The sequence below is a fragment of the Imperialibacter sp. genome (assembly GCF_040222815.1).
In the GTDB taxonomy this organism is placed as follows: Bacteria; Bacteroidota; Bacteroidia; order Cytophagales; family Cyclobacteriaceae; genus Imperialibacter.
The window spans coordinates 83,249-101,066 of sequence record NZ_JAVKCH010000025.1 but is presented as its reverse complement, the minus strand read 5'-3'; the positions used below and the strand labels follow the sequence as shown (position 1 = coordinate 101,066).

The 17,818-nt window shown below is 47.9% G+C and carries 15 protein-coding genes; 3 read left to right on the top strand and 12 right to left on the bottom strand.

Translation table 11 applies throughout. The annotated features are described in order from the left end of the window. Nucleotides 1–2: 2 nt before the first annotated feature. Genes RIF36_RS13370 through RIF36_RS13345 form a run of 6 tightly spaced genes read right to left on the bottom strand, consistent with a single transcriptional unit; the run spans nucleotide 3 to nucleotide 6,585 of the window. Entirely contained in the window at nucleotides 3–1,355 is a 1,353-nt protein-coding gene (locus RIF36_RS13370) for an alkaline phosphatase family protein (RefSeq protein WP_350119232.1), read from the bottom strand. Nucleotides 1,356–1,362: 7 nt separating this feature from the next. Continuing rightward, entirely contained in the window at nucleotides 1,363–2,577 is a 1,215-nt protein-coding gene (gene eboE / locus RIF36_RS13365; RefSeq protein ID WP_350119230.1) for a metabolite traffic protein EboE, read from the bottom strand. Between the two features lie 2 nt (nucleotides 2,578–2,579). Further along, nucleotides 2,580–3,749: a 3-dehydroquinate synthase gene (locus tag RIF36_RS13360; RefSeq protein WP_350119227.1), complete on the bottom strand. Its 1,170-nt coding sequence runs from the start codon at nucleotides 3,747–3,749 to the stop codon at nucleotides 2,580–2,582. Between the two features lie 49 nt (nucleotides 3,750–3,798). Further along, complete coding sequence (gene eboC / locus RIF36_RS13355) at nucleotides 3,799–4,683, bottom strand: UbiA-like protein EboC (RefSeq protein WP_350149362.1); 885 nt, start codon at nucleotides 4,681–4,683, stop codon at nucleotides 3,799–3,801. 1 nt (nucleotide 4,684) lies between these two features. Then, nucleotides 4,685–5,671: a TatD family hydrolase gene (locus RIF36_RS13350; protein ID WP_502880057.1), complete on the bottom strand. Its 987-nt coding sequence runs from the start codon at nucleotides 5,669–5,671 to the stop codon at nucleotides 4,685–4,687. Between the two features lie 23 nt (nucleotides 5,672–5,694). Further along, complete coding sequence (locus tag RIF36_RS13345; RefSeq protein ID WP_350119221.1) at nucleotides 5,695–6,585, bottom strand: EboA domain-containing protein; 891 nt, start codon at nucleotides 6,583–6,585, stop codon at nucleotides 5,695–5,697. A 200-nt stretch (nucleotides 6,586–6,785) separates the two neighbouring features. On the opposite strand from RIF36_RS13345, the gene RIF36_RS13340 reads away from it, so the two are divergent. The 3 genes from RIF36_RS13340 (at nucleotide 6,786) to RIF36_RS13330 (ending at nucleotide 9,606) form a co-directional block, all read left to right on the top strand. Further along, nucleotides 6,786–8,288, top strand: coding sequence for a S10 family peptidase (locus tag RIF36_RS13340; protein WP_350119218.1), 1,503 nt, complete (start codon nucleotides 6,786–6,788; stop codon nucleotides 8,286–8,288). Between the two features lie 155 nt (nucleotides 8,289–8,443). Then, nucleotides 8,444–9,244, top strand: coding sequence for a hypothetical protein (locus RIF36_RS13335; protein WP_350119215.1), 801 nt, complete (start codon nucleotides 8,444–8,446; stop codon nucleotides 9,242–9,244). 128 nt (nucleotides 9,245–9,372) lie between these two features. Next, nucleotides 9,373–9,606 carry a hypothetical protein gene (locus tag RIF36_RS13330; protein WP_350119212.1) on the top strand — a complete coding sequence of 78 codons (234 nt, stop codon included), beginning with the start codon at nucleotides 9,373–9,375 and terminating at the stop codon, nucleotides 9,604–9,606. On the opposite strand, the gene RIF36_RS13325 is transcribed toward RIF36_RS13330, so the two are convergent. From RIF36_RS13325 to RIF36_RS13300, 6 genes are all read right to left on the bottom strand, one after another. Then, on the bottom strand, nucleotides 9,596–10,984 hold the full coding sequence (locus tag RIF36_RS13325) for a c-type cytochrome domain-containing protein (RefSeq protein ID WP_350119209.1): 1,389 nt from the start codon (nucleotides 10,982–10,984) through the stop codon (nucleotides 9,596–9,598). The two genes, RIF36_RS13330 and RIF36_RS13325, sit on opposite strands and share 11 nt — an antisense overlap. A gap of 19 nt (nucleotides 10,985–11,003) precedes the next feature. Next, nucleotides 11,004–11,915, bottom strand: a complete 912-nt coding sequence (locus RIF36_RS13320) for a sugar phosphate isomerase/epimerase family protein (protein WP_350119206.1) — start codon at nucleotides 11,913–11,915, stop codon at nucleotides 11,004–11,006. Nucleotides 11,916–11,952: 37 nt separating this feature from the next. Beyond that, entirely contained in the window at nucleotides 11,953–12,558 is a 606-nt protein-coding gene (locus tag RIF36_RS13315) for an HNH endonuclease (RefSeq protein WP_350119203.1), read from the bottom strand. Continuing rightward, nucleotides 12,545–13,492: a DNA cytosine methyltransferase gene (locus tag RIF36_RS13310; RefSeq protein WP_350119200.1), complete on the bottom strand. Its 948-nt coding sequence runs from the start codon at nucleotides 13,490–13,492 to the stop codon at nucleotides 12,545–12,547. Before RIF36_RS13310 ends, RIF36_RS13315 begins: the two co-directional genes overlap by 14 nt. An 80-nt stretch (nucleotides 13,493–13,572) precedes the next feature. After that, the gene (locus RIF36_RS13305; RefSeq protein WP_350119197.1) at nucleotides 13,573–15,060 is read right to left on the bottom strand and encodes a DUF1501 domain-containing protein; all 1,488 of its coding nucleotides are present in this window, start codon (nucleotides 15,058–15,060) and stop codon (nucleotides 13,573–13,575) included. Between the two features lies 1 nt (nucleotide 15,061). Next, a complete protein-coding gene (locus RIF36_RS13300; protein WP_350119194.1) occupies nucleotides 15,062–17,773 on the bottom strand; it encodes a DUF1553 domain-containing protein in 2,712 nt (903 codons plus the stop codon). Between the last annotated feature and the right edge of the window lie 45 nt (nucleotides 17,774–17,818).

Below are 17,818 nucleotides of genomic sequence, written 5' to 3'. Positions count from 1 at the left end.
GCTCAGGTATTGAGCGATTGCCAGATAATGTCGTGCACAGATGTGGCTGGTATTGAAGAATCGCTTACTTTTTTGTCAGTTATAAGTATTGGATGGTATTTCTTGTCAACGAAGGGGCTTCCATGGGAGCCCCTGATCAAATTGGCATCCAGCGGAATAACGTCCATCACATAGCGAAAGCCCATCTTTTTGCGAAGCAGCTTATACCCTGCCCTGAGCTTCGAGCTCATAAACATCTCGACTGGGTCGTAGCCTGGCTTTTTGTGGATGTCAACAGCCCTGGCGTAGTCAGGTGCTTTAACATCGTCGAGCCAAAAATAGTAAGTGAACCAACTATGCTCGTCGGCGATGAGCACGAGGTCACCAGATCTTTCGTGGTTAATATGATGTTTCTTTTGCTGGGCTTTGTCCAACACCAAACTCACTCCCTGAGTAGCTTCGGCCAGCCGTTTTACCTCTTCCATTACCGATGGATCGTTGACATAAATGTGTGCAACTTGATGGTCGGCTACGGCAAATGCTTTCGAGGCACCAGCATCCAGTAACTCCAGGCCCCTTTCCTCCCGGACACTCAGAAGACCTTTTTTGCGAAGCAACCTATTGATATGAACAGGCCTGCTCACCGGGCTTATGCCGTATTCTGACAACAGAATAATGCTGGCCTTCTTTTTTGTGTAGTAGTCCACCAGCCCTTTTATAACCTGGTCAATTTCGGTGAGCTCCTTTCCTACCAACTCGAAGTCGGGGCCAAATTTTTGTAAGCAGTAGTCGAGGTGAGGTAAATAAATAAGGGTCAGCGTGGGGTCATATCGCCGGTCTGTGAAAATGGAAGCATCAGCAATCCACTGGGTGGACTTGATATTGGCACCAGGCCCCCAAAACTGAAACAAGGGAAATTGGCCCAGCTCCTTTTGCAGTTCATCCCTAAGCCCAGCTGGTTGGGTGTAGCAATCAGGCATTTTCCTCCCATCGGCTAAGTACTGCGGCCTTGGTGTCACAGAATAGTCGGCCGATGAGTACATGTTGTACCACCAGAACATTTTGGAGCAGGTAAACGAAGGATCAACTTTCTTCGCCCTCTCCCATATTTTCTCTCCGGCTACCAGTTTATTCGACTGCTTCCAGAACTTTATTTCCGAATCCTGATGATCGTACCAGCCATTGCCAACGATACCCGTTTCAGACGGCCATTTGCCGGTGACATAGGTCGACTGTACAGAAGTGGTAACCGCAGGCAGCATAGGCACAATGGATTGAACGTGCCTTCCCTTTAAATACTCTTGAAGAAATGGTGTTTGCTCTCCTATCAGGTGTGCCGATAGCCCTACAATATCAATAACGACGGCTTTTTTCATTTGCTACTTAGTCGAACTCGGTATTTAGCTGATCAGTAACCCAGTTCATTTCTCTCACGATGGATTCATCAATAGCTAATTTCAAACCTTCCGGGAGCACCTCCCATGTGTAGGTTTCAATTTCAAGATGATTGGTGAATGGTTTTGCCTTTTGAAGGTCAAGCACCTTCACAATGTCTTCTTGTGTCGACTTCAATACGCCGTAGTCTTCGACAAATAAGGGGACATGGAAATGAGAACGCCATTCCTTTATGTCCTGATTGTCAGCATCAGCGAGAGCTTCTGGCAAATCCGGATAGCGTTTAAAACCATCGCTTTGGGTTCGGGCCACTACCTGATGCAGGTAGGTTGACTCGTTGAATCCTTTGAAGGCAGCGATCACTGGATTCCTCGCCTTTCCTGATGCCATAGGTGCTTTTAGCGCAGCGCTAATCTGAATTTTGCCTGTTTTGATGCCCGAGGATTTCAGTTTGTTGACCACTTCCTGATGATTTTCATAACCGACTGCAAAGTGACACACGTCGTAGCAAAGCTGTACATGGCGCTTGATGGTCGCTTCGGCCTCTGCTGCTGAAATACTAAATGCCTTTTGTAGCTCAGATGTGCCAAGCGGAAGCAGGTATGCCTCATACCAGTCGATGAACTCTGGTCCAGACTCCAAAAGGCCGTCTGGCTCAGGCTCAATGTCAAGATGGAGTAGCTGACCTGTCGTGTCATGTAGCCTTTTCAGGTGTTTGGCTACCTCAATCATTTTCAGCGTTGTGGCTTCGAAAGTCTTTTGGAGGTCTTTAGGCTTGTGCCAGTAGCGATACGTCAAAGGTGAGGTAGAAATCCCTCCTTCCATCCCTTCAGGAAGCAGTTGTGAAAGAATGTCGAACATCCTGATCGTGTAGCTCAGCCTGTCCGTGGTAGTCCAGTCGGGAGCGTGTACCTGCTCTTTCACACGGGTGTTATGAAAACCACCGTAAGGAAACCCATTCATGGTGAAGACATAACTGTCGGTTGTTGTCAGCCAGTCTTTAAATTCAGCCATGGACGCCTCTTTAGCAAGGTCGATCGATGCCTCGTTAGATAAACGAAGCCCAATCCCAAAAGGCTGGTCTGGGCTACATTTCTCTTTCACTGAAGGAATGAACTTCCTGAGTGCGGCAAAATGATCTGGCCAGCTTTCGCCGGTATGTATGTTGGAGCAGTAGGTTAAGTAGCCAAAGTCTGTTTTCATAATCAGAGCCTGATCGTTTGTTGATGAGCATAATTTTCCAGCCATTCACTGGACTCACGAATAAGTTCCCCATTCATTTCATGCACTTCCTCTCCTGTGCCAATGGCTATCAACAGCATAATGGTGAGTTTGCCACCCAGGTGCTCTCTGAACTCATTCAGGCCATCGAGTAGCGGGCTATTGCCTTCTTCAAACTGAAGTAGTGGGTGCTGCAAAGGGAAACCAAGATTTTGAAGCACCACAAGTATTCTCCTGGCATCGGCTTCCGACAGTCGCTTGGTAAGCATTGAATAGACAGTGTCGAGGGCAATCCCAATCGCTACAGCCTCCCCATGCCTGATGGAAAAGTCCGCCAGCGCCTCCAGTTTGTGTGCACTCCAGTGACCGAAGTCGAGCGGCCTGGAAGAACCCGTCTCAAAGGGATCTTTTCCCGCAATATGGTCGAGGTGCAGTGCAGCACACCGTTTCACCAAATACTTCATGGCCCCCATATCACGGGCTGCAAGCATAGTGGCGTTGTGCTCAATCCAGTCAAAGAAGGCAGCGTCTTTGATCAGCGCTACCTTTACGGCTTCAGACATCCCTGACCGCCAGTCGAGATCAGACAAGGTGGTAAGAAAATGATAGTCATTGAATACTGCAACAGGCGGCGCAAATGTGCCGAGGAAATTCTTTTTCCGATAGAAATTGACGCCATTTTTCACACCCACGCCAGAATCGTTTTGAGAAAGTACAGTCGTTGGAATGCGAATATGACGAACGCCTCTGTGTGAAATAGCGGCTGCATAACCGACCATATCAAGCACAGCACCGCCGCCAATAGCCACCAGATAAGAATGACGGTCGATCCCGTGTTCATTCACAGCGTCAATTACCTGATACAGCAGGCTCTCGTCGTTTTTAGCGTCTTCACCACCCGGCACGACTAGTGTCTCAGGAATGAGATGGATATTATCAAAAGTCTCAAAATAGTCTTGAATGCTTTCCTGTAGCCCAGGATGCGCTTCGGTTACTCCCTGATCCAAAACAAACAGTACCTTCTGGATGGTACCTTCTTCCATTCTTTCTTTCAGAAAACTTGAAAGTGTATCGTTCGACCTATCGAAAAGGTTTGTGGTGAAATACACTTTGTAGTCAAACTTCACACTGAAGGACTGTTGTAAAAACTCCATAACTATGCTAATTGCCTGACGTCAGGCTGAAAATTTAAAACAAACAAATTCACGTTACAGCAAAGGCTTTCGCCAGCAATAACGACAAGGGCAACAAAAGTACAATACCCAGGGCAAAATACGTAACGCCAAAAGCAGATGCCCAGGCAGCATTCATTAATATCAATGCGATGACTCCCGCTTTCACTGCCTTTCCAATATTCTTACCTACCGGGTCGGCTATTGCTTTGAACAGCGGCGGAGCAATCATTCCGCCAAATGCGAGCACAAAACCCAATGTGAGATAAAAAGTGCTGTTTTCTACAGAGAACCACAAAATGGCGCCAATTACCCCTGCGTAAAGCACCAGTGCACTGTAAAGCGTCAGTTTACTACCTCCGTGCACCTCACCCCGGCTGATCATGGTAATAGCAGCGATGTAAATCACCGGCACAATACCCAGCCACCAATAGGTATCGAGGATGACAGGAACAATGCTCATACCAAGCGCCAGATTCAAGCCCCTACAGAGTCCCATGTTGATGGGCCCCAAAATCAACTGATGTTTACCCCACTTATCGTAGACAACTGAGAAGAGGGCGATGGCCACAGCGATCAACCCGGAAGGCATCCAGTTAACTTTGCCAGCGGCTAAAATACCGATACCCAAAAGCACCATCCCAAACATTGCTGCCATAAACCTGGAAACCACACCACTGGGAATCGGTCGTTCCGGCCTCTCCACGGCGTCAAGCTCTGCATCAAACACGTCGTTGAGTACAACGCCGCCACCATATAAGCCCATGGTGGCCAGGCTCAGCCAGATAATGGGCGTTGCCCCGTGGGTGAAGGCGGTCAGGTAACCAGAAATAGCCACACCAGCCAGAATGTCGGCTACTGCAGTGACAATATTGGCTGGCCTCGTAAGGCGCAAGAGTCCTATGATTTGCTTCAAATTATTTGATGATCAGGGAGTTCTTGTCCATGCGTGGTTGCTGGCCGCCACGCAAAACCGTATTACCTTCGAATTTTTGGCTTTGGTCGATGTCTTTCACTGAGGCAAAGTCAGCTTCGTCGATTTGCCCACTCTGGCCAAACGCCGTGATGGCATTTTGATAAGTAACCAAACGAATGACATCATCACTAATACCATGCTGCTTCATCAAAGCGGCAGTTTTAGGCACTGCCAGCGGATCGCTGATGCCCCAGTCGGCAGCTGAGTTGATCATGATTCGCTCTGGGCCATACTGTTTCACTACCTCTACCATCCGCTCGTTGCCCATTTTGGTGAAAGGATAAATGGTGAAAGCAGCCCAAAAGCCACGATCCAATACTTCCTTTACCGTCTCTTCGTTGTTGTGATCCACAATTACCATTTTGGGATCAAGACCCTGCTCCAGGGCAATATCCATACTACGCTGGGTGCCTCGTTTCTTGTCCCGGTGAGGTGTATGAATTTGCACAGGCAGTTCCGCTTCTTTGGCGAGGTCAAGCTGTGCCCGATAGAATTTCTCTTCTGCCGGTGTCTGGTCGTCGAAACCTATTTCACCAACACCCACTACTCCTTCTTTGTAAATAAACAGTGGCAGAATTTCCATCACCTGTTCAGCCAAAGCCTCATTGTTGGCTTCCCGGCTGTTCAGCCCTATCGTGCAGTAGTGCTTGATGCCAAACTGCGAAGACCTGAACCGCTCCCACCCGATCAGGCTGGCATAGTAGTCACGGAAAGTGGCAATGCCCGTTCGGGGCTGCCCGAGCCAGAAGGCAGGCTCAATGAGGGCCACCACACCGGCATCCGCCATGGCCTGGTAGTCGTCCGTCGTGCGGGATGTCATGTGCACATGCGGGTCGAAAAACTGCATACCCTTTACACTATCGAGATAAACAGGGTTGGCGTCCCTTTTTTGTAAGTCCGCCTCAGTAAAATTATCACTACAACACATAATCGTTCAGTTTTTATTCTGAGCTAAACCAGCTCTGTTTTCTTTGCTATACTTTCCCAGGAAATGTCGCCCGATTTAACCAATGCATTTAGCTGTTTGTTCCTATTCAGGAGTTCAGCGGCAGCAGGAAATTGGCTTGCACCACAGGCAAGGGCCGCAGCTTCTCTTTCGGTGTTATCAACAGACAGCACCAGGCGCTCCATGTCCCCTATGGTTTTTTCATTGATGAAAGGCCCGACACATCTCCACAACATGGGAGGTACTGCCCGGTGCGCCGCCCATCTTTCATGCGCAAAATCGGAGAGCGTGTTGGCCAGCTCCAAATTTGCCCTGTCGTCCAGGCCAATAATCGAATGCAACGGTTTTTCTGTAAATATTGCCTTCAGCACCAGTTGATTCCAGGCAGCTTCATCGAGTTGCTCAGAGGGATAAGGGTTATTGCACATAATTGCCTCCAGCACATCACCGATATTACTTCGTATCCCTTCGGCACACTGGGCTTTCCACGCTTCGGGATAAGCTAACACAGGCAGCGCAGAATACAACGCCACCAGCTCATTCATTTCCGCCGCCAGAAATAAGTTTTGAATCCTGGCTAAGTAATTGGTCTTGCTCGCAGCCGGCACGTGAATCAGCACCCACACCCGACACAAGCGGTCAATTGACCAATTGGTTATTTGAAAACCAGGTCTGATTTGTTGGATGTTAGCAATGGTACTTTCGCTAAGGCTCAAATGATTCTTGCCAAGCTTTCTGGGAATAGCAGCGAAAGCCACATTTAATGCTGGCCCGGTTTCAGAGGAAGATATATCACCCGATTTTTCCTGAAGCCATTGCCAGGCATCGTTAGAAACAGAGGATTCAATAATGGCTGACAACTCTCCACTCAGCGCCCTGGCATCGTATGAGAACATTTATAATAGGGTTTGTTCTGTTAAAATTCGCTTAGCCCGACAAATATCAAAGGTTTTGGCAAGTATAAAAATACCGTCCGACACATTGCGTGACATTACTCACATCACAACATATTTTTCGTTATGTATTGTTCTGTTGATAATAAAAAAGATTGATCAACTTGTGGGCACAAAACATTCAACTCAAAATGGTGTACTCAATGAAATCCATTCTATGCGCTTTCACTTTACTTGCGTTCGTGCATTTATCCCATGCACAGAAGGCTGACTCAATAGTAAACGATATACCTGCGCCGAAATCATTTATCACTCAGCATCAGGGCACTTTCAACGCAAAGGCCGTGCGTTATAAAGCCGTCGGAAAGGAAACACATCTGAAAAACGACAAAAACGAGCCTATTGGAGCGTTGTGGTCAGTCTCCTATTTGCAGGAAGGCCTCACTGACTATAGCAAGCGGCCTGTCACTTTCATTTTCAACGGCGGCCCTGGCTCAGCTTCTGTTTGGTTACACATGGGCTTTCTCGGGCCTCGAATTGTAAAAATCGCCAGCAATGCAGATACGGACGACGGCGGTGCCCCCTATCCTATCGTGAACAATCAACAATGTCTGCTCGATGTTACGGACCTGGTTTTTGTAGACCCTATTGGCACTGGCTTCAGCGTTCCCGTTGGCAAAGGAACCGGCAAAGATTTCTGGGGACTAAACGAAGACGCCAACTCAGTGGCACAATTTATCAGGCTTTGGATCACAGAAAACAAACGGTGGAATTCTCCCAAGTACATATTTGGTGAAAGCTTCGGCACCACACGGGCTGCGGCGGTAACAAATGCGCTGGAAGGAAGCGGACAAAGTGTATCAATGAACGGTCTTGTCCTGATTTCTCAGGCAGTCGACTATCAGGGATCCACCTCCATTCACGGCAATGTGATCTCGTATCTTACGTACCTGCCGAGCATGGCTGCTACTGCGTGGTACCACAAGAAAGCCGGACAAGGCAAAACACTGGAGGATTTTGTGCAGGAATGTCGGGTATTCACAACCGATGAGTATGCGCCCGCATTGCTAAAAGGAACCATGCTCAGTGCTGAAACACAAAGTCAAATTGCTGACAAGCTTTCGTATTTCACGGGGCTGCCGAAAGAGTACATCATAAAGTCGGACCTTAGAGTGCTTGTCCCACGGTTTCAGAAGAAATTGATGGAGCAGGAAGGACTTGCCATCGGCAGACTCGATGGAAGATTCAAAGGCGATGAGGCAGATGACGTGGCAGAATATCCAACACTTGGTGACGCCTCCGACTATCAAATGGATGCAGCTTATACGGCAGCACTCAATCACTATTTTGCCTCAGAGCTAAATATTGAAATGGACAGGCCCTATATAACCTCCAGCGAAGAAGTTGGAGCTAACTGGAGATGGCGAGATGCGCCGGAAGGTGAATACTGGGAACCGATTTATGTGAATGTAGCCCGCAAGCTTGCCGAAAGCATGCGGAGAAACAAGGATCTTAACGTGCTGGTAGCCTGCGGCTATTATGACCTGATCACGCCCTTTTTTGATGCAGAATACACCTTTGCACGCAATGGAATTCCTAAAGAGATGGTTCAGTTGACCTACTACGAAGGCGGCCACATGATGTACAACCACCAGCCTGATTTTGATTTGTTAGTGAAAGACATCAGAGTATTTATGCAAAAATAGCAAGAGTAGCCGCCCTATTTTGTCATTCCGATAGTAAAGGCACGTTCAAGGCAGTCGGATTTGACCTTATTTAAAATATTATATTTAATATTCGTTTTATACAACTTACAGCTTTTGTGATCGTTAATTCTATAGTTGTACCAATAAATTTCAACATGAGAAAACTAGCATTTCTGTTATCATTTTCAATCCTTTTGGTGTCATGTAACAAAGATGAAGAAGTAGACCCGGGCACTGCTCCTGCGATGCCTCCTGGTACGAGCATGGCTCCCGATTTTGATGATTTTAGCGGCAGTGAGGGTGATGGAGGTGGCAGGCAAATGGTTGTCAGGAATTGGGTTTATGCTGCTACAAGTGTTGGCGTGTATTCTGGCATCCTTTCCGGGGCGTTGGTTGTTCCTGTCACTGCGTTTAAACTAGCGGTGAATCAGGAGGCTACATTTGATACAGAAACCAAATTATGGGTTTGGGCTTATGATATATCTGTTCCTAACAGTGGTTCTTACTCCGTAAAACTTACTGCTGACGTGGATGGCAGTGATGTTACCTGGACAGGCTATATTTCGAAAGCAGGTGGCTTTTCTGACTTCGTGTGGTTTACGGGGGAGTCCAATTTCATGGCCAATGCCGGCACATGGACACTCTACGAAAGCCCCGAAAAACCAAATGCGTGGCTGTCATCAGAATGGTCCAAATCGGAGGTTGACGGAGTTGCAGATGTGACCTTCACAGTTGAAAAGCCGGGCGACAGTTTCGGAAGTTCTATTAGCTATATGGTTGATGCCGGTGCCGAGCTGAACAGAAACGTCACTATCATTGACACCAATACCGAAAATACAATACAGGTGCTCTGGAGTGCCGAGAACAGCAACGGAAAAATTAAAAGCCAGGTCTTTTTTGAGGATAACTTGTACCACTGCTGGGATACAACATTGAATGACGCAGCCTGCGAGTAAATCCTAACAAGCAGCGATACCAGGGCCTTTGATTCCTTTGAGTCAAAGGCCTTACTTTTTGCTCCGGGAGTAACTTATGTCACTCATCTCTACTTTCGGCTAACTTACCTTTGCAGAAAAAAGAAGATATGAAGGTATTCTCCATAAAAACCATTCTACTACTCTGCCTCACTCTGGGCCTGGCTCCCTTCTTCCCTGAGCCGCACATTTGGGGTAAACTCAAGTGGGTAGCAGGAGGCGCAGTCGGCATGCAGCCTATGGACTGGTTCGATACAATTTTTCACGGATTCCCCTGGCTATTGCTGATCGGCTTTGGCATTGGTACCCTCATCAAAAAAAGGCAAGAGGTACTCAATAAATAATCTTACTGGTATCAGCCTCGATCAGCGGCATTTCATAACCACCAAGGTCTATCAACGCTTTTTCAAATATTTCCCTTAAGGCGGCGGTATCCGTAGGCTGCACCTCGGTTTGAAAGAGGAACAATTGCTGAAGACCGGCGTTACCTTGTAACGTCTTGATGCCGTCTGCTGTTACTGGATTATTAACAAGGTTCACGTATTCCAATCTCGACAAAGGCTGTAATTTCGACATAAGGCTATCGTTCAATCCACAGTCTTTGAGACTCAGCTTCGTCAAGTTTTGCATCTTCCCAAGGTATTCAAGGTGTTCGGGCTGAAGAGCTTTTCCTGTCAAGTCCAGCCACACACACTGTTTATTTATGGACGTAAGCAACTGAAAAGCCTCGGTCATGTACTGCTCAGGCACATGCAAGAAGTTCACATTCAAATAGTTACTACCGTCGCTCACAGGTACGATACTCACACCCAGCGTGTCGAGTCTGGTCACTAAACTTGCCTCTACAGGCTGAACGCTACCCTGAAAAGTATAGGTATAAGTAGCTGGTTTGTTAGAGGTAGCAGCATTGTACGCCATAATCAGACTATCGCTCCAGACCAGTTCTTCCACGGTCTTGTCAAAAGAAGCACCTGTAGCCACCCACTCCACCAATATAGCCATCTCGGCCTTACTCAACTGGCTCTTCTCTTTAGGTGGCATATGATCATCATTGTCAATCGGTAAGAGGATGTTTTCTATCAAATGACTTTCCTCTGGTAAAGAAGCCACTATCACTTCTCCGTGCTTCCCTCCCTTCAGCATTTCTTCAGGTGAATCGAGTCTCAACTTTCCCTTCTGGCTGCCGGGGCCGTGACAGCTCTTGCATTTTCTATCCACAATATTAGCAATGGCCTCATATCCCAGCGTCTCTTTTGTCAGAACAATAGGCGGAACAGCCGCTCCCTCTTTTACAAACCATTCCGAGAGTGGCGGAGGCGTCAGAAAGCCGTCTCCATGTGTAATGCTGCCTCCCAGGTGTCCGGTAACAACCAAAAGCAGTCCTGAAACAATCAACACCATTTTAAAAGCTTTTTCGTTCCTCGCATGCACAAAAAATGCCACCCAGCTAATAACAACCAGGCCTATGCCCATCCACTGATGCCAGTCGATCAGTTCATTTGCGTAACCACCCGATTGTGAAAGTATCCAGCCTGTAAAAGCTGACAGCGTGGCCGAAATCGCTGCAAGAAAAAGCACAATGTGGTTAGCTCCCTTGAGGTAACTGTAGTTTTCCTTTAAGCTCATAAAGCCAAAAAGGATGGCAATTATCAGCATACCGATAGGCAGGTGCACAAGCAGGGGGTGGAATTTGCCAATAAATGAAACGATACCGTAGTCCATAAAAGCCTGAGTAGCTGGGTTATGAAGTGTATCGTTTTCTGATCAACTCTAGCATATACCTGTTGATGTCCCACTGGTTGGCAACGGGTTGTCTGGTATAAGGAATAGTAGGCATATAGTCAGCCGGGCCAAATTCAGTCAGGAAGGTCATGGTATCAGCACCGGCCTTTTTCCGAAGCTCGATCACCTTGTCCCACCACGCCAGGTGCTGGTCAAGGGCCTCTTTCCATTCGGGCGCCCTTGGATCGTTCACCTGTGGACTTTCCGGATGCCCCACACGCAGATGAATGTGACGGGTGCGTTGCAAAGCCATATCTACCGTTTCCTTTTGGTCCTGAAGAAGGGTTTCATGTACGTTACACCAATGTGAAATATCGAGCGTCAATGTCAGTTCCGGGTTTTTCTCAATGAAGTTTCTGGTAACCGGAGCCGAGTACATGATGCGGGACCGATGCGTTTCGTGATGAATGCCCACACCTGACTCTTTGCTCACTTTGCTGGTTAAGTCGAGAAACTGCTTATTTTGATCGTAAGAGAAAAAGTCTTTTCCGGAATGACAGTTGATGTACAGTGGCTTCATCTTTACTGCGGCTCGCAAGTTGGTCTCAAAGAGCTCAAAATGCGGCTGAAACTCAGGTTGATAGGCACCCACAAGAAAGCCATACTCTAATCCATTGGCTTTGGTTGCACTCACCAACCTTTCTCTATCTCCGGCATCGGTTGGATACCATACCTCAAGGCCATCATAGCCATAGCTTTTGATCTTTTTGCAAAAGTCCTCTATGGTATCCCCGTCCCCCCAGTTGGTAGCCAGTATTTTAATCTTCATGTCAGGTGTGTTGATTTGTTGTGTTTGAGAACCCAATAAGGGCGAAGTTGCTAACCCTATGCCTGCTCCCAAAGTGGTTCCAATAAAATCTCTTCTTTTCATCGAAATAATTTCGGCTATCTACACTGCGAATAAGCTTTCACTCTTGCAAAAACTCCTTAGCCTGATTAGGAAATTTACCTATTAACCATTTAAGCAAATCCAGTTGATCCTTTCCCTGTGCCCTCCTAACCTGAACCAGTAGCTTGATCGCTTCTGGTCTATTTAGCGTTAAATTAGACGCTCCTTCATTGCAAACTGAACAAATTGCTCTCAAATTGGAAGGTTCGTCGGAACCCCCCATAGATTTATCGATGATATGACCAATGTGTAGTCTTGTTTTCCTTCCGCCGTCATAGGGATGTACTTCACCAGCGGCTACTCCACACATTTGGCACGTAAATCCATTTCTATCAAGTACCAACGCTCGAGTTTCTTTTGATATCCCTCGCTCAAATGCTGGCAGAGGCTTATTGTCATTTAAAATGTATTGACCTGGCTTAAGGTCACTGCGATCATTATGTGTCAAGATGTTTAAGCCTTCTTCATTCCTGAGTTCCCTCACCCTTCTAGCCCATTCACTTATTCCCGCAACTTCTCTAAGCTCGTTTAAGTCCAACACCTTCCCTATATTATTGAGAAAATGCGACCTGAGCTTCGATCTTGCTCCGGCTCCTGACGTAGGATTATTATCACTTTTTGTCATGACTCAAGGCTTGAATAATTGATTTGCCAATTTCCTTCGCTACCGGCGGAGGAAACGCATTTCCCACTTGACGATAAGCTGGGGTCTTTTTTCCAACAAATTTCCATGTCTTTGGAAAGCCTTGAATAAGCGCTGTCATCTCCAAAGTTAACTTTGGATTGCCCTCAAAGCCATTCATTGGCGGCCTGTTTGCTAAGCTAGAACCATCGACTGCAAGCTCTGCCCATGCCTTTCTCGCTCTTGAGGGGCCAAGATCCGCTCCACCATGCTTTTTCGAGCCTCCTACTAAAGTTGGGGCTATCCTATTAGCTTTCTTCTTCCACTCTTCTACATTGGACCAGCCAAGACTAGCCATTTCCTCATAAATTATTTCTCCAACAGACAGAGGTAGTTCACTCTTTTTCGCTGGCCAGTTAAATTGAGAATAATACTCTGGCTTAAGACCTATCAAAATTGCTCTTGGTCTTAGCTGTGAAACACCATAGTCGGAAGAGTTAATCAAACTCCAGTCACATTCATACCCCAGGCCCTTCAAGTCTTGTATAATTTTGTCACGATAGTCCTTAAACTTAGGATCAAGGATGCCTCGCACATTTTCCAACATTATCGCCTTTGGATTGCATTCGCTAATAATCCTTATCGCCTCAGGAAATAAATCTCTGTCATCCATAGCTCCCAATTGCTTGCCGGCTACAGAAAATGGTGGGCATGGGACTCCGCCAGCAACCAAATCTACCTTACCAAGAAGGTGCTTTGCACTAAAATTTCTCAAATCTCCTTGAATAACATCCCATTCCGGGCGATTTACCCTAAGCGTTTGGCAAGCCAGAGGCTCTATTTCAACTAAAGACAAATGCTTGAAACCGGCCTTCTCGAGCCCCAATGCCTGCCCACCAGCACCTGCGCATAGTTCCAAAGATGTAAATTCCTTCATTAATTTTTTGCTTAAAATTAGCGACGCCAACGCAAAATGTCAAATTTATTAGCTTAAACTAAAATAATTAGTATTAATATCTAACTCAATATCTCCGTCAGCACCCTTCCATGCACATCGGTTAGCCTGAACGGGCGCCCCTGAAACTGGTAGGTTAGCTTTTCATGGTCAAAGCCTAGCTGGTGCAAAATGGTGGCTTGTATGTCGTACGTAAGCGCCTTGTCTTTCACCGCCGCATAGCCTATCTCATCGGTTTCCCCAAAGCTGAAGCCTTTCTTAATGCCACCTCCGGCCATCCAGATGGTGAATGCTTCCACATGGTGGTCACGGCCCAGGTAAGGATTAGCCTTGCCCTCCCTGTTTTCCAGCATGGGCGTTCTGCCAAATTCACCTCCCCAGACAACCAACGTTTCATCCAACAGACCTCGTTGTTTCAGATCAAGGATCAGTGCTGTTGTGGCCCTGTCCACCTGTCGGCATTTGCCCTGCAGGCCAGCCCCAACGGATGCGTCCGGGCCTGTGCCATGCGTGTCCCAGCCCCAGTCATAAAGCTGCACAAAACGCACTCCATTTTCCACCAGCTTGCGAGCCAGGAGCACGTTATTGGCAAAGCTTGCCTTGCCAGGAGTCACTCCGTACATGTCTTTGATATACTGGGGTTCTGAATCGATATTCATTACCTCGGGTGCCGACATCTGCATCCGGAAAGCCAGCTCATACTGAGAAATGCGAGTCAACGTTTCCGGATCGTTGAACTCCTCATGTGTTTCCTGATTTACCTTGTTAATGGCGTCAATCGATGCTTTGCGCAAATCACGGGTTACGTTATCGGGATTGTTAATAAACAATACCGGGTCGCCGACTGAGCGGCACTGAATCCCCTGATAAACACTTGGCAAAAAGCCACTTCCCCACACGCTTTTCCCGGCATCAGGAGTGCTTCCACCAGAGGTGAGTACCACAAAGCCAGGCAGGTTCTGGTTCTCTGTTCCGAGGCCATACGTGACCCACGAACCCATGCTTGGCCTGCCTAGTCTGGCTCCGCCCGTGTGCATCAGCAGCTGAGCCGGTGCATGGTTGAACTGATCCGTTTCAAGTGCTTTGACAAAGGTGATGTCGTCGGCAATGCTGTGCAGGTGAGGCAAAAAGTCGGAAATCCATGCCCCACTTTGGCCTCTTTGTTTGAAATTGGCCTGAGGGCCCAGCATTTTGGGCACTCCACGAATAAATGCAAAACGTTTCCCATCGAGGAATGACGCTGGGCAGTCTTGACCATTGAGCTTTTGTAACTCAGGTTTGTAATCAAAAAGCTCCAGTTGTGACGGAGCACCAGCCATGTGCAAATAAATCACTGACTTGACCCGTCCGGGAAAATGAGGAGCTTTCGGTGCCATTGGGTTGCGTGAGGAAAATGAGTTTAAATTGGCACCAGCGTCGCAGCCCCACAAAACGGACGATAAAGCCATGGCCCCCATGCCCATTCCACAGTCTTTGAGAAAGTGCCTCCTGGTTTTGAGCCTGGCCTGCTCTATGTTAGCTTCATGAATCAGTTTCTCGTAGTTGGTCATACTAATTCCTCGTTACAAATTCATCCAAATTAAGAATGGCTGCTGCCACCAGTTGCATTGCCTGCGCTTCAGCGCTATCTTTTCCTTCATAGCCTCTGAGTGCTTCGTTGTAAAGGTTTTCCAATGCCTCACTCTTCATTGGTGTAATGGGCTTTTTCATGGCGGCCTTGTACCCCCAGGCAATTTGGTCAGCCGTATTGGTTTCAGCCTTCCTCATGTTCAACGCCAAATGGTTTGCCGCTTCCACATACACAGAGTCGTTGAGCAGCACCAGCGCCTGCAATGGTGTATTGGTTGGTATTCTGCGGGCAACGCACACCTCTCTGGCGGTGGCATCAAAAGTAAGCATAGCTGGGTAAGCACTGGTGCGCTTCCAGTATGTATACACACCACGCCGGTATTGGTCTTCCCCTTCGCTTTGCTTCCATTCGGCATTGGAGTAGGCAGAATTCCAAATTCCTTTAGGTTGGTAAGGCATCACACTCGGGCCATACATTTTGCTGCTCAGTAATCCGCTGACTGCCAATGCCTGGTCACGCAGCTGTTCTGCTGAGAGCCTGGTGCGTGGAGCCCTTGCGTAGTATTGATTGAATTGGTCTTTTTCAAGCACGTCGTCGGTTGCCACTGAACTTTGCCTGTAGGTCGCCGACATGACCATCGTCTTCAGCGTTTGCTTCAGGCTCCAGTCGTGATCGTTCACCAACTGCCAGGCAAGATAATCCAGCAGTTCAGGATGAGTCGGTTCTATACCCTGGCTGCCGAGATCTTCGAGCGTTTCCGCCAACCCCTGACCATACAGTTGCTCCCAAAGTCGGTTGATGATCGTTCTCGCTGTAAGTGGGTTGGCAGGATCAGTCATCCACATGGCCATACCCAACCTGTCGGCAGGTGCCCCTTCGGGTAAACCTGGGAAGACTTCAGGAACGCCGGGCTCCACCTTCTCCCCTTTTACCAGCCAGTTGCCTCTTTCGAACACATACGTTTCTCTTGCCATCCCGGGAGGATTTTCCACCATAATCGGCGTCGTCTCTACTTTGGCGTTTACCAGCTCCCAAAAGGTACTTTGGGCTTCATCGGCAGCCTCACCCCCAGGAAACTGGCTGGAGAAGTGAAACCAGTCGAAGAAAATGCCGTTGGCCACCGGATTAGTAAGGATGGGGTTTTCGTAGGAAAGATAAACATGGTGGCGTCCTTCTACTCCGGCAAAAGAAAGCGTGTCGATTGCCCATTTACCACCGGTATCTTTCATTTTCAACTCTTTGATCACAGTACCATTTTTTCGATCATCCAGTCTGATCGTCCATGTGCCGTCTTTGATATTGGTTCGATAACGGTAAGTGAGCAGGTTCTTGCTGGTAAGCTCCACGCTTGGCAGCCGTGCCACGCCATGATTGCGGAACACCAGCCATTTAGTATCGGCAAGCTCTGCATCGACAAATTCGTCGGCCGTGATAGAATTGATGGCGGGCTGCCAGGTCTTTACAAATTGAACCATCTCTTTCGATTTCGCAGGCTCGGCATTTTCCTCAAGCCAGTTCTTCAGAGAGGCCAGCTTGGTGCTGTCTCCTTCTTCAAAATGCCTCAGTAAAGGATATTCGTCATAGGTGTCTTCGTCCCTCGTATTATTGAAAAATGCGGCAAATCTATAATAGTCCTCATGCCTTATCGGGTCATAAGGATGACTGTGGCACTGCACGCAGGCGAAAGTAGTGCCCATCAGCACCTCCCAGGTAGTATTGACACGGTCAAGCACGGCAGCTACTCTGAACTCTTCATTATCGGTGCCGCCCTCATCGTTGGTCATGGTATTCCGGTGGAAGGCTGTGGCAATGAGCTGGTCATCGGTGGGATCGGGCAAAAGGTCTCCAGCTAGCTGTTCAGTGAGAAATTCGTCGTAAGGCTTGTCTTCATTGAATGCTTTGATCAGCCAGTCACGGTAATGCCAGATTTCCCGGCCTGGATCCCGCTCATAGCCCTTGGTATCGGCGTACCTGGCCAAATCAAGCCACATCGCCGTCCAGCGCTCCCCATAGGCTGGATCGGCCAGCAAAGCGTCTACCACCTCTTCATAGGTTATTGGATTCTCTTCTGCCAGAAAAGCTCCTACCAACTTATCGGACGGTGGCAGCCCGGTCAAATCCAGGCTTACTCTTCGCAGTAAAATTTCTTTGGGCGCCTCTGCAGAAGGCTGCAGGCCAACTTCGGAAAGCTTCTTTCTGATAAAAAGATCAATGGGTTGCTCTGACGCTGGCACTTTACTTTCCTTCAAAGACGCAAAGGATTTGGCGGCAGGCAGTTCTGGTTTCTCTATCGGCTGATAGGCCCAATGCTCCCCCCACTCTGCTCCTTCATCAATCCATCGCCTTAAAATATCAATCTCTTCGTCAGACAGCGGCTTCTTCTTATAAGGCATTTTCACCTCCGGGTCATTGGCCAGAAGCCTTCTCATTAACTCACTTTCATCAGCGTGACCGGGGATGATAGCCGGCTTACCTGACTTAGTATCACCCAGGGCTTCTTCTCTGAACAGCACACTAAAGCCACCGTTCTTTTTTACACCACCATGGCAGGTAATACAATGCTGGTTAAGAATGGGCTTGACTTCCGTGCTGAAGTCAACTTTTTTGCGGGGGTACATTTGCCAGACGGCTAGTCCTATAACAAGGGCAATGGCAGGCAAAATAAGGAACCGGTAGTTAAGCAGGTGTTTCATAAAATACGACACCCTAATTACAAAAAAATCAGAGGAAAAACGATA

Bases quoted from the DNA above. Each gene is read 5' to 3' on its own strand.
- RIF36_RS13370 (WP_350119232.1), bottom strand. From the start codon at position 1,355: ATGAAAAAAGCCGTCGTTATTGATATTGTAGGGCTATCGGCACACCTG.
- eboE (WP_350119230.1), bottom strand. From the start codon at position 2,577: ATGAAAACAGACTTTGGCTACTTAACCTACTGCTCCAACATACATACC.
- RIF36_RS13360 (WP_350119227.1), bottom strand. From the start codon at position 3,749: ATGGAGTTTTTACAACAGTCCTTCAGTGTGAAGTTTGACTACAAAGTG.
- RIF36_RS13350 (WP_502880057.1), bottom strand. From the start codon at position 5,671: ATGTGTTGTAGTGATAATTTTACTGAGGCGGACTTACAAAAAAGGGAC.
- RIF36_RS13345 (WP_350119221.1), bottom strand. From the start codon at position 6,585: ATGTTCTCATACGATGCCAGGGCGCTGAGTGGAGAGTTGTCAGCCATT.
- RIF36_RS13340 (WP_350119218.1), top strand. From the start codon at position 6,786: ATGAAATCCATTCTATGCGCTTTCACTTTACTTGCGTTCGTGCATTTA.
- RIF36_RS13335 (WP_350119215.1), top strand. From the start codon at position 8,444: ATGAGAAAACTAGCATTTCTGTTATCATTTTCAATCCTTTTGGTGTCA.
- RIF36_RS13330 (WP_350119212.1), top strand. From the start codon at position 9,373: ATGAAGGTATTCTCCATAAAAACCATTCTACTACTCTGCCTCACTCTG.
- RIF36_RS13325 (WP_350119209.1), bottom strand. From the start codon at position 10,984: ATGGACTACGGTATCGTTTCATTTATTGGCAAATTCCACCCCCTGCTT.
- RIF36_RS13320 (WP_350119206.1), bottom strand. From the start codon at position 11,915: ATGAAAAGAAGAGATTTTATTGGAACCACTTTGGGAGCAGGCATAGGG.
- RIF36_RS13315 (WP_350119203.1), bottom strand. From the start codon at position 12,558: ATGACAAAAAGTGATAATAATCCTACGTCAGGAGCCGGAGCAAGATCG.
- RIF36_RS13310 (WP_350119200.1), bottom strand. From the start codon at position 13,492: ATGAAGGAATTTACATCTTTGGAACTATGCGCAGGTGCTGGTGGGCAG.
- RIF36_RS13305 (WP_350119197.1), bottom strand. From the start codon at position 15,060: ATGACCAACTACGAGAAACTGATTCATGAAGCTAACATAGAGCAGGCC.
- RIF36_RS13300 (WP_350119194.1), bottom strand. From the start codon at position 17,773: ATGAAACACCTGCTTAACTACCGGTTCCTTATTTTGCCTGCCATTGCC.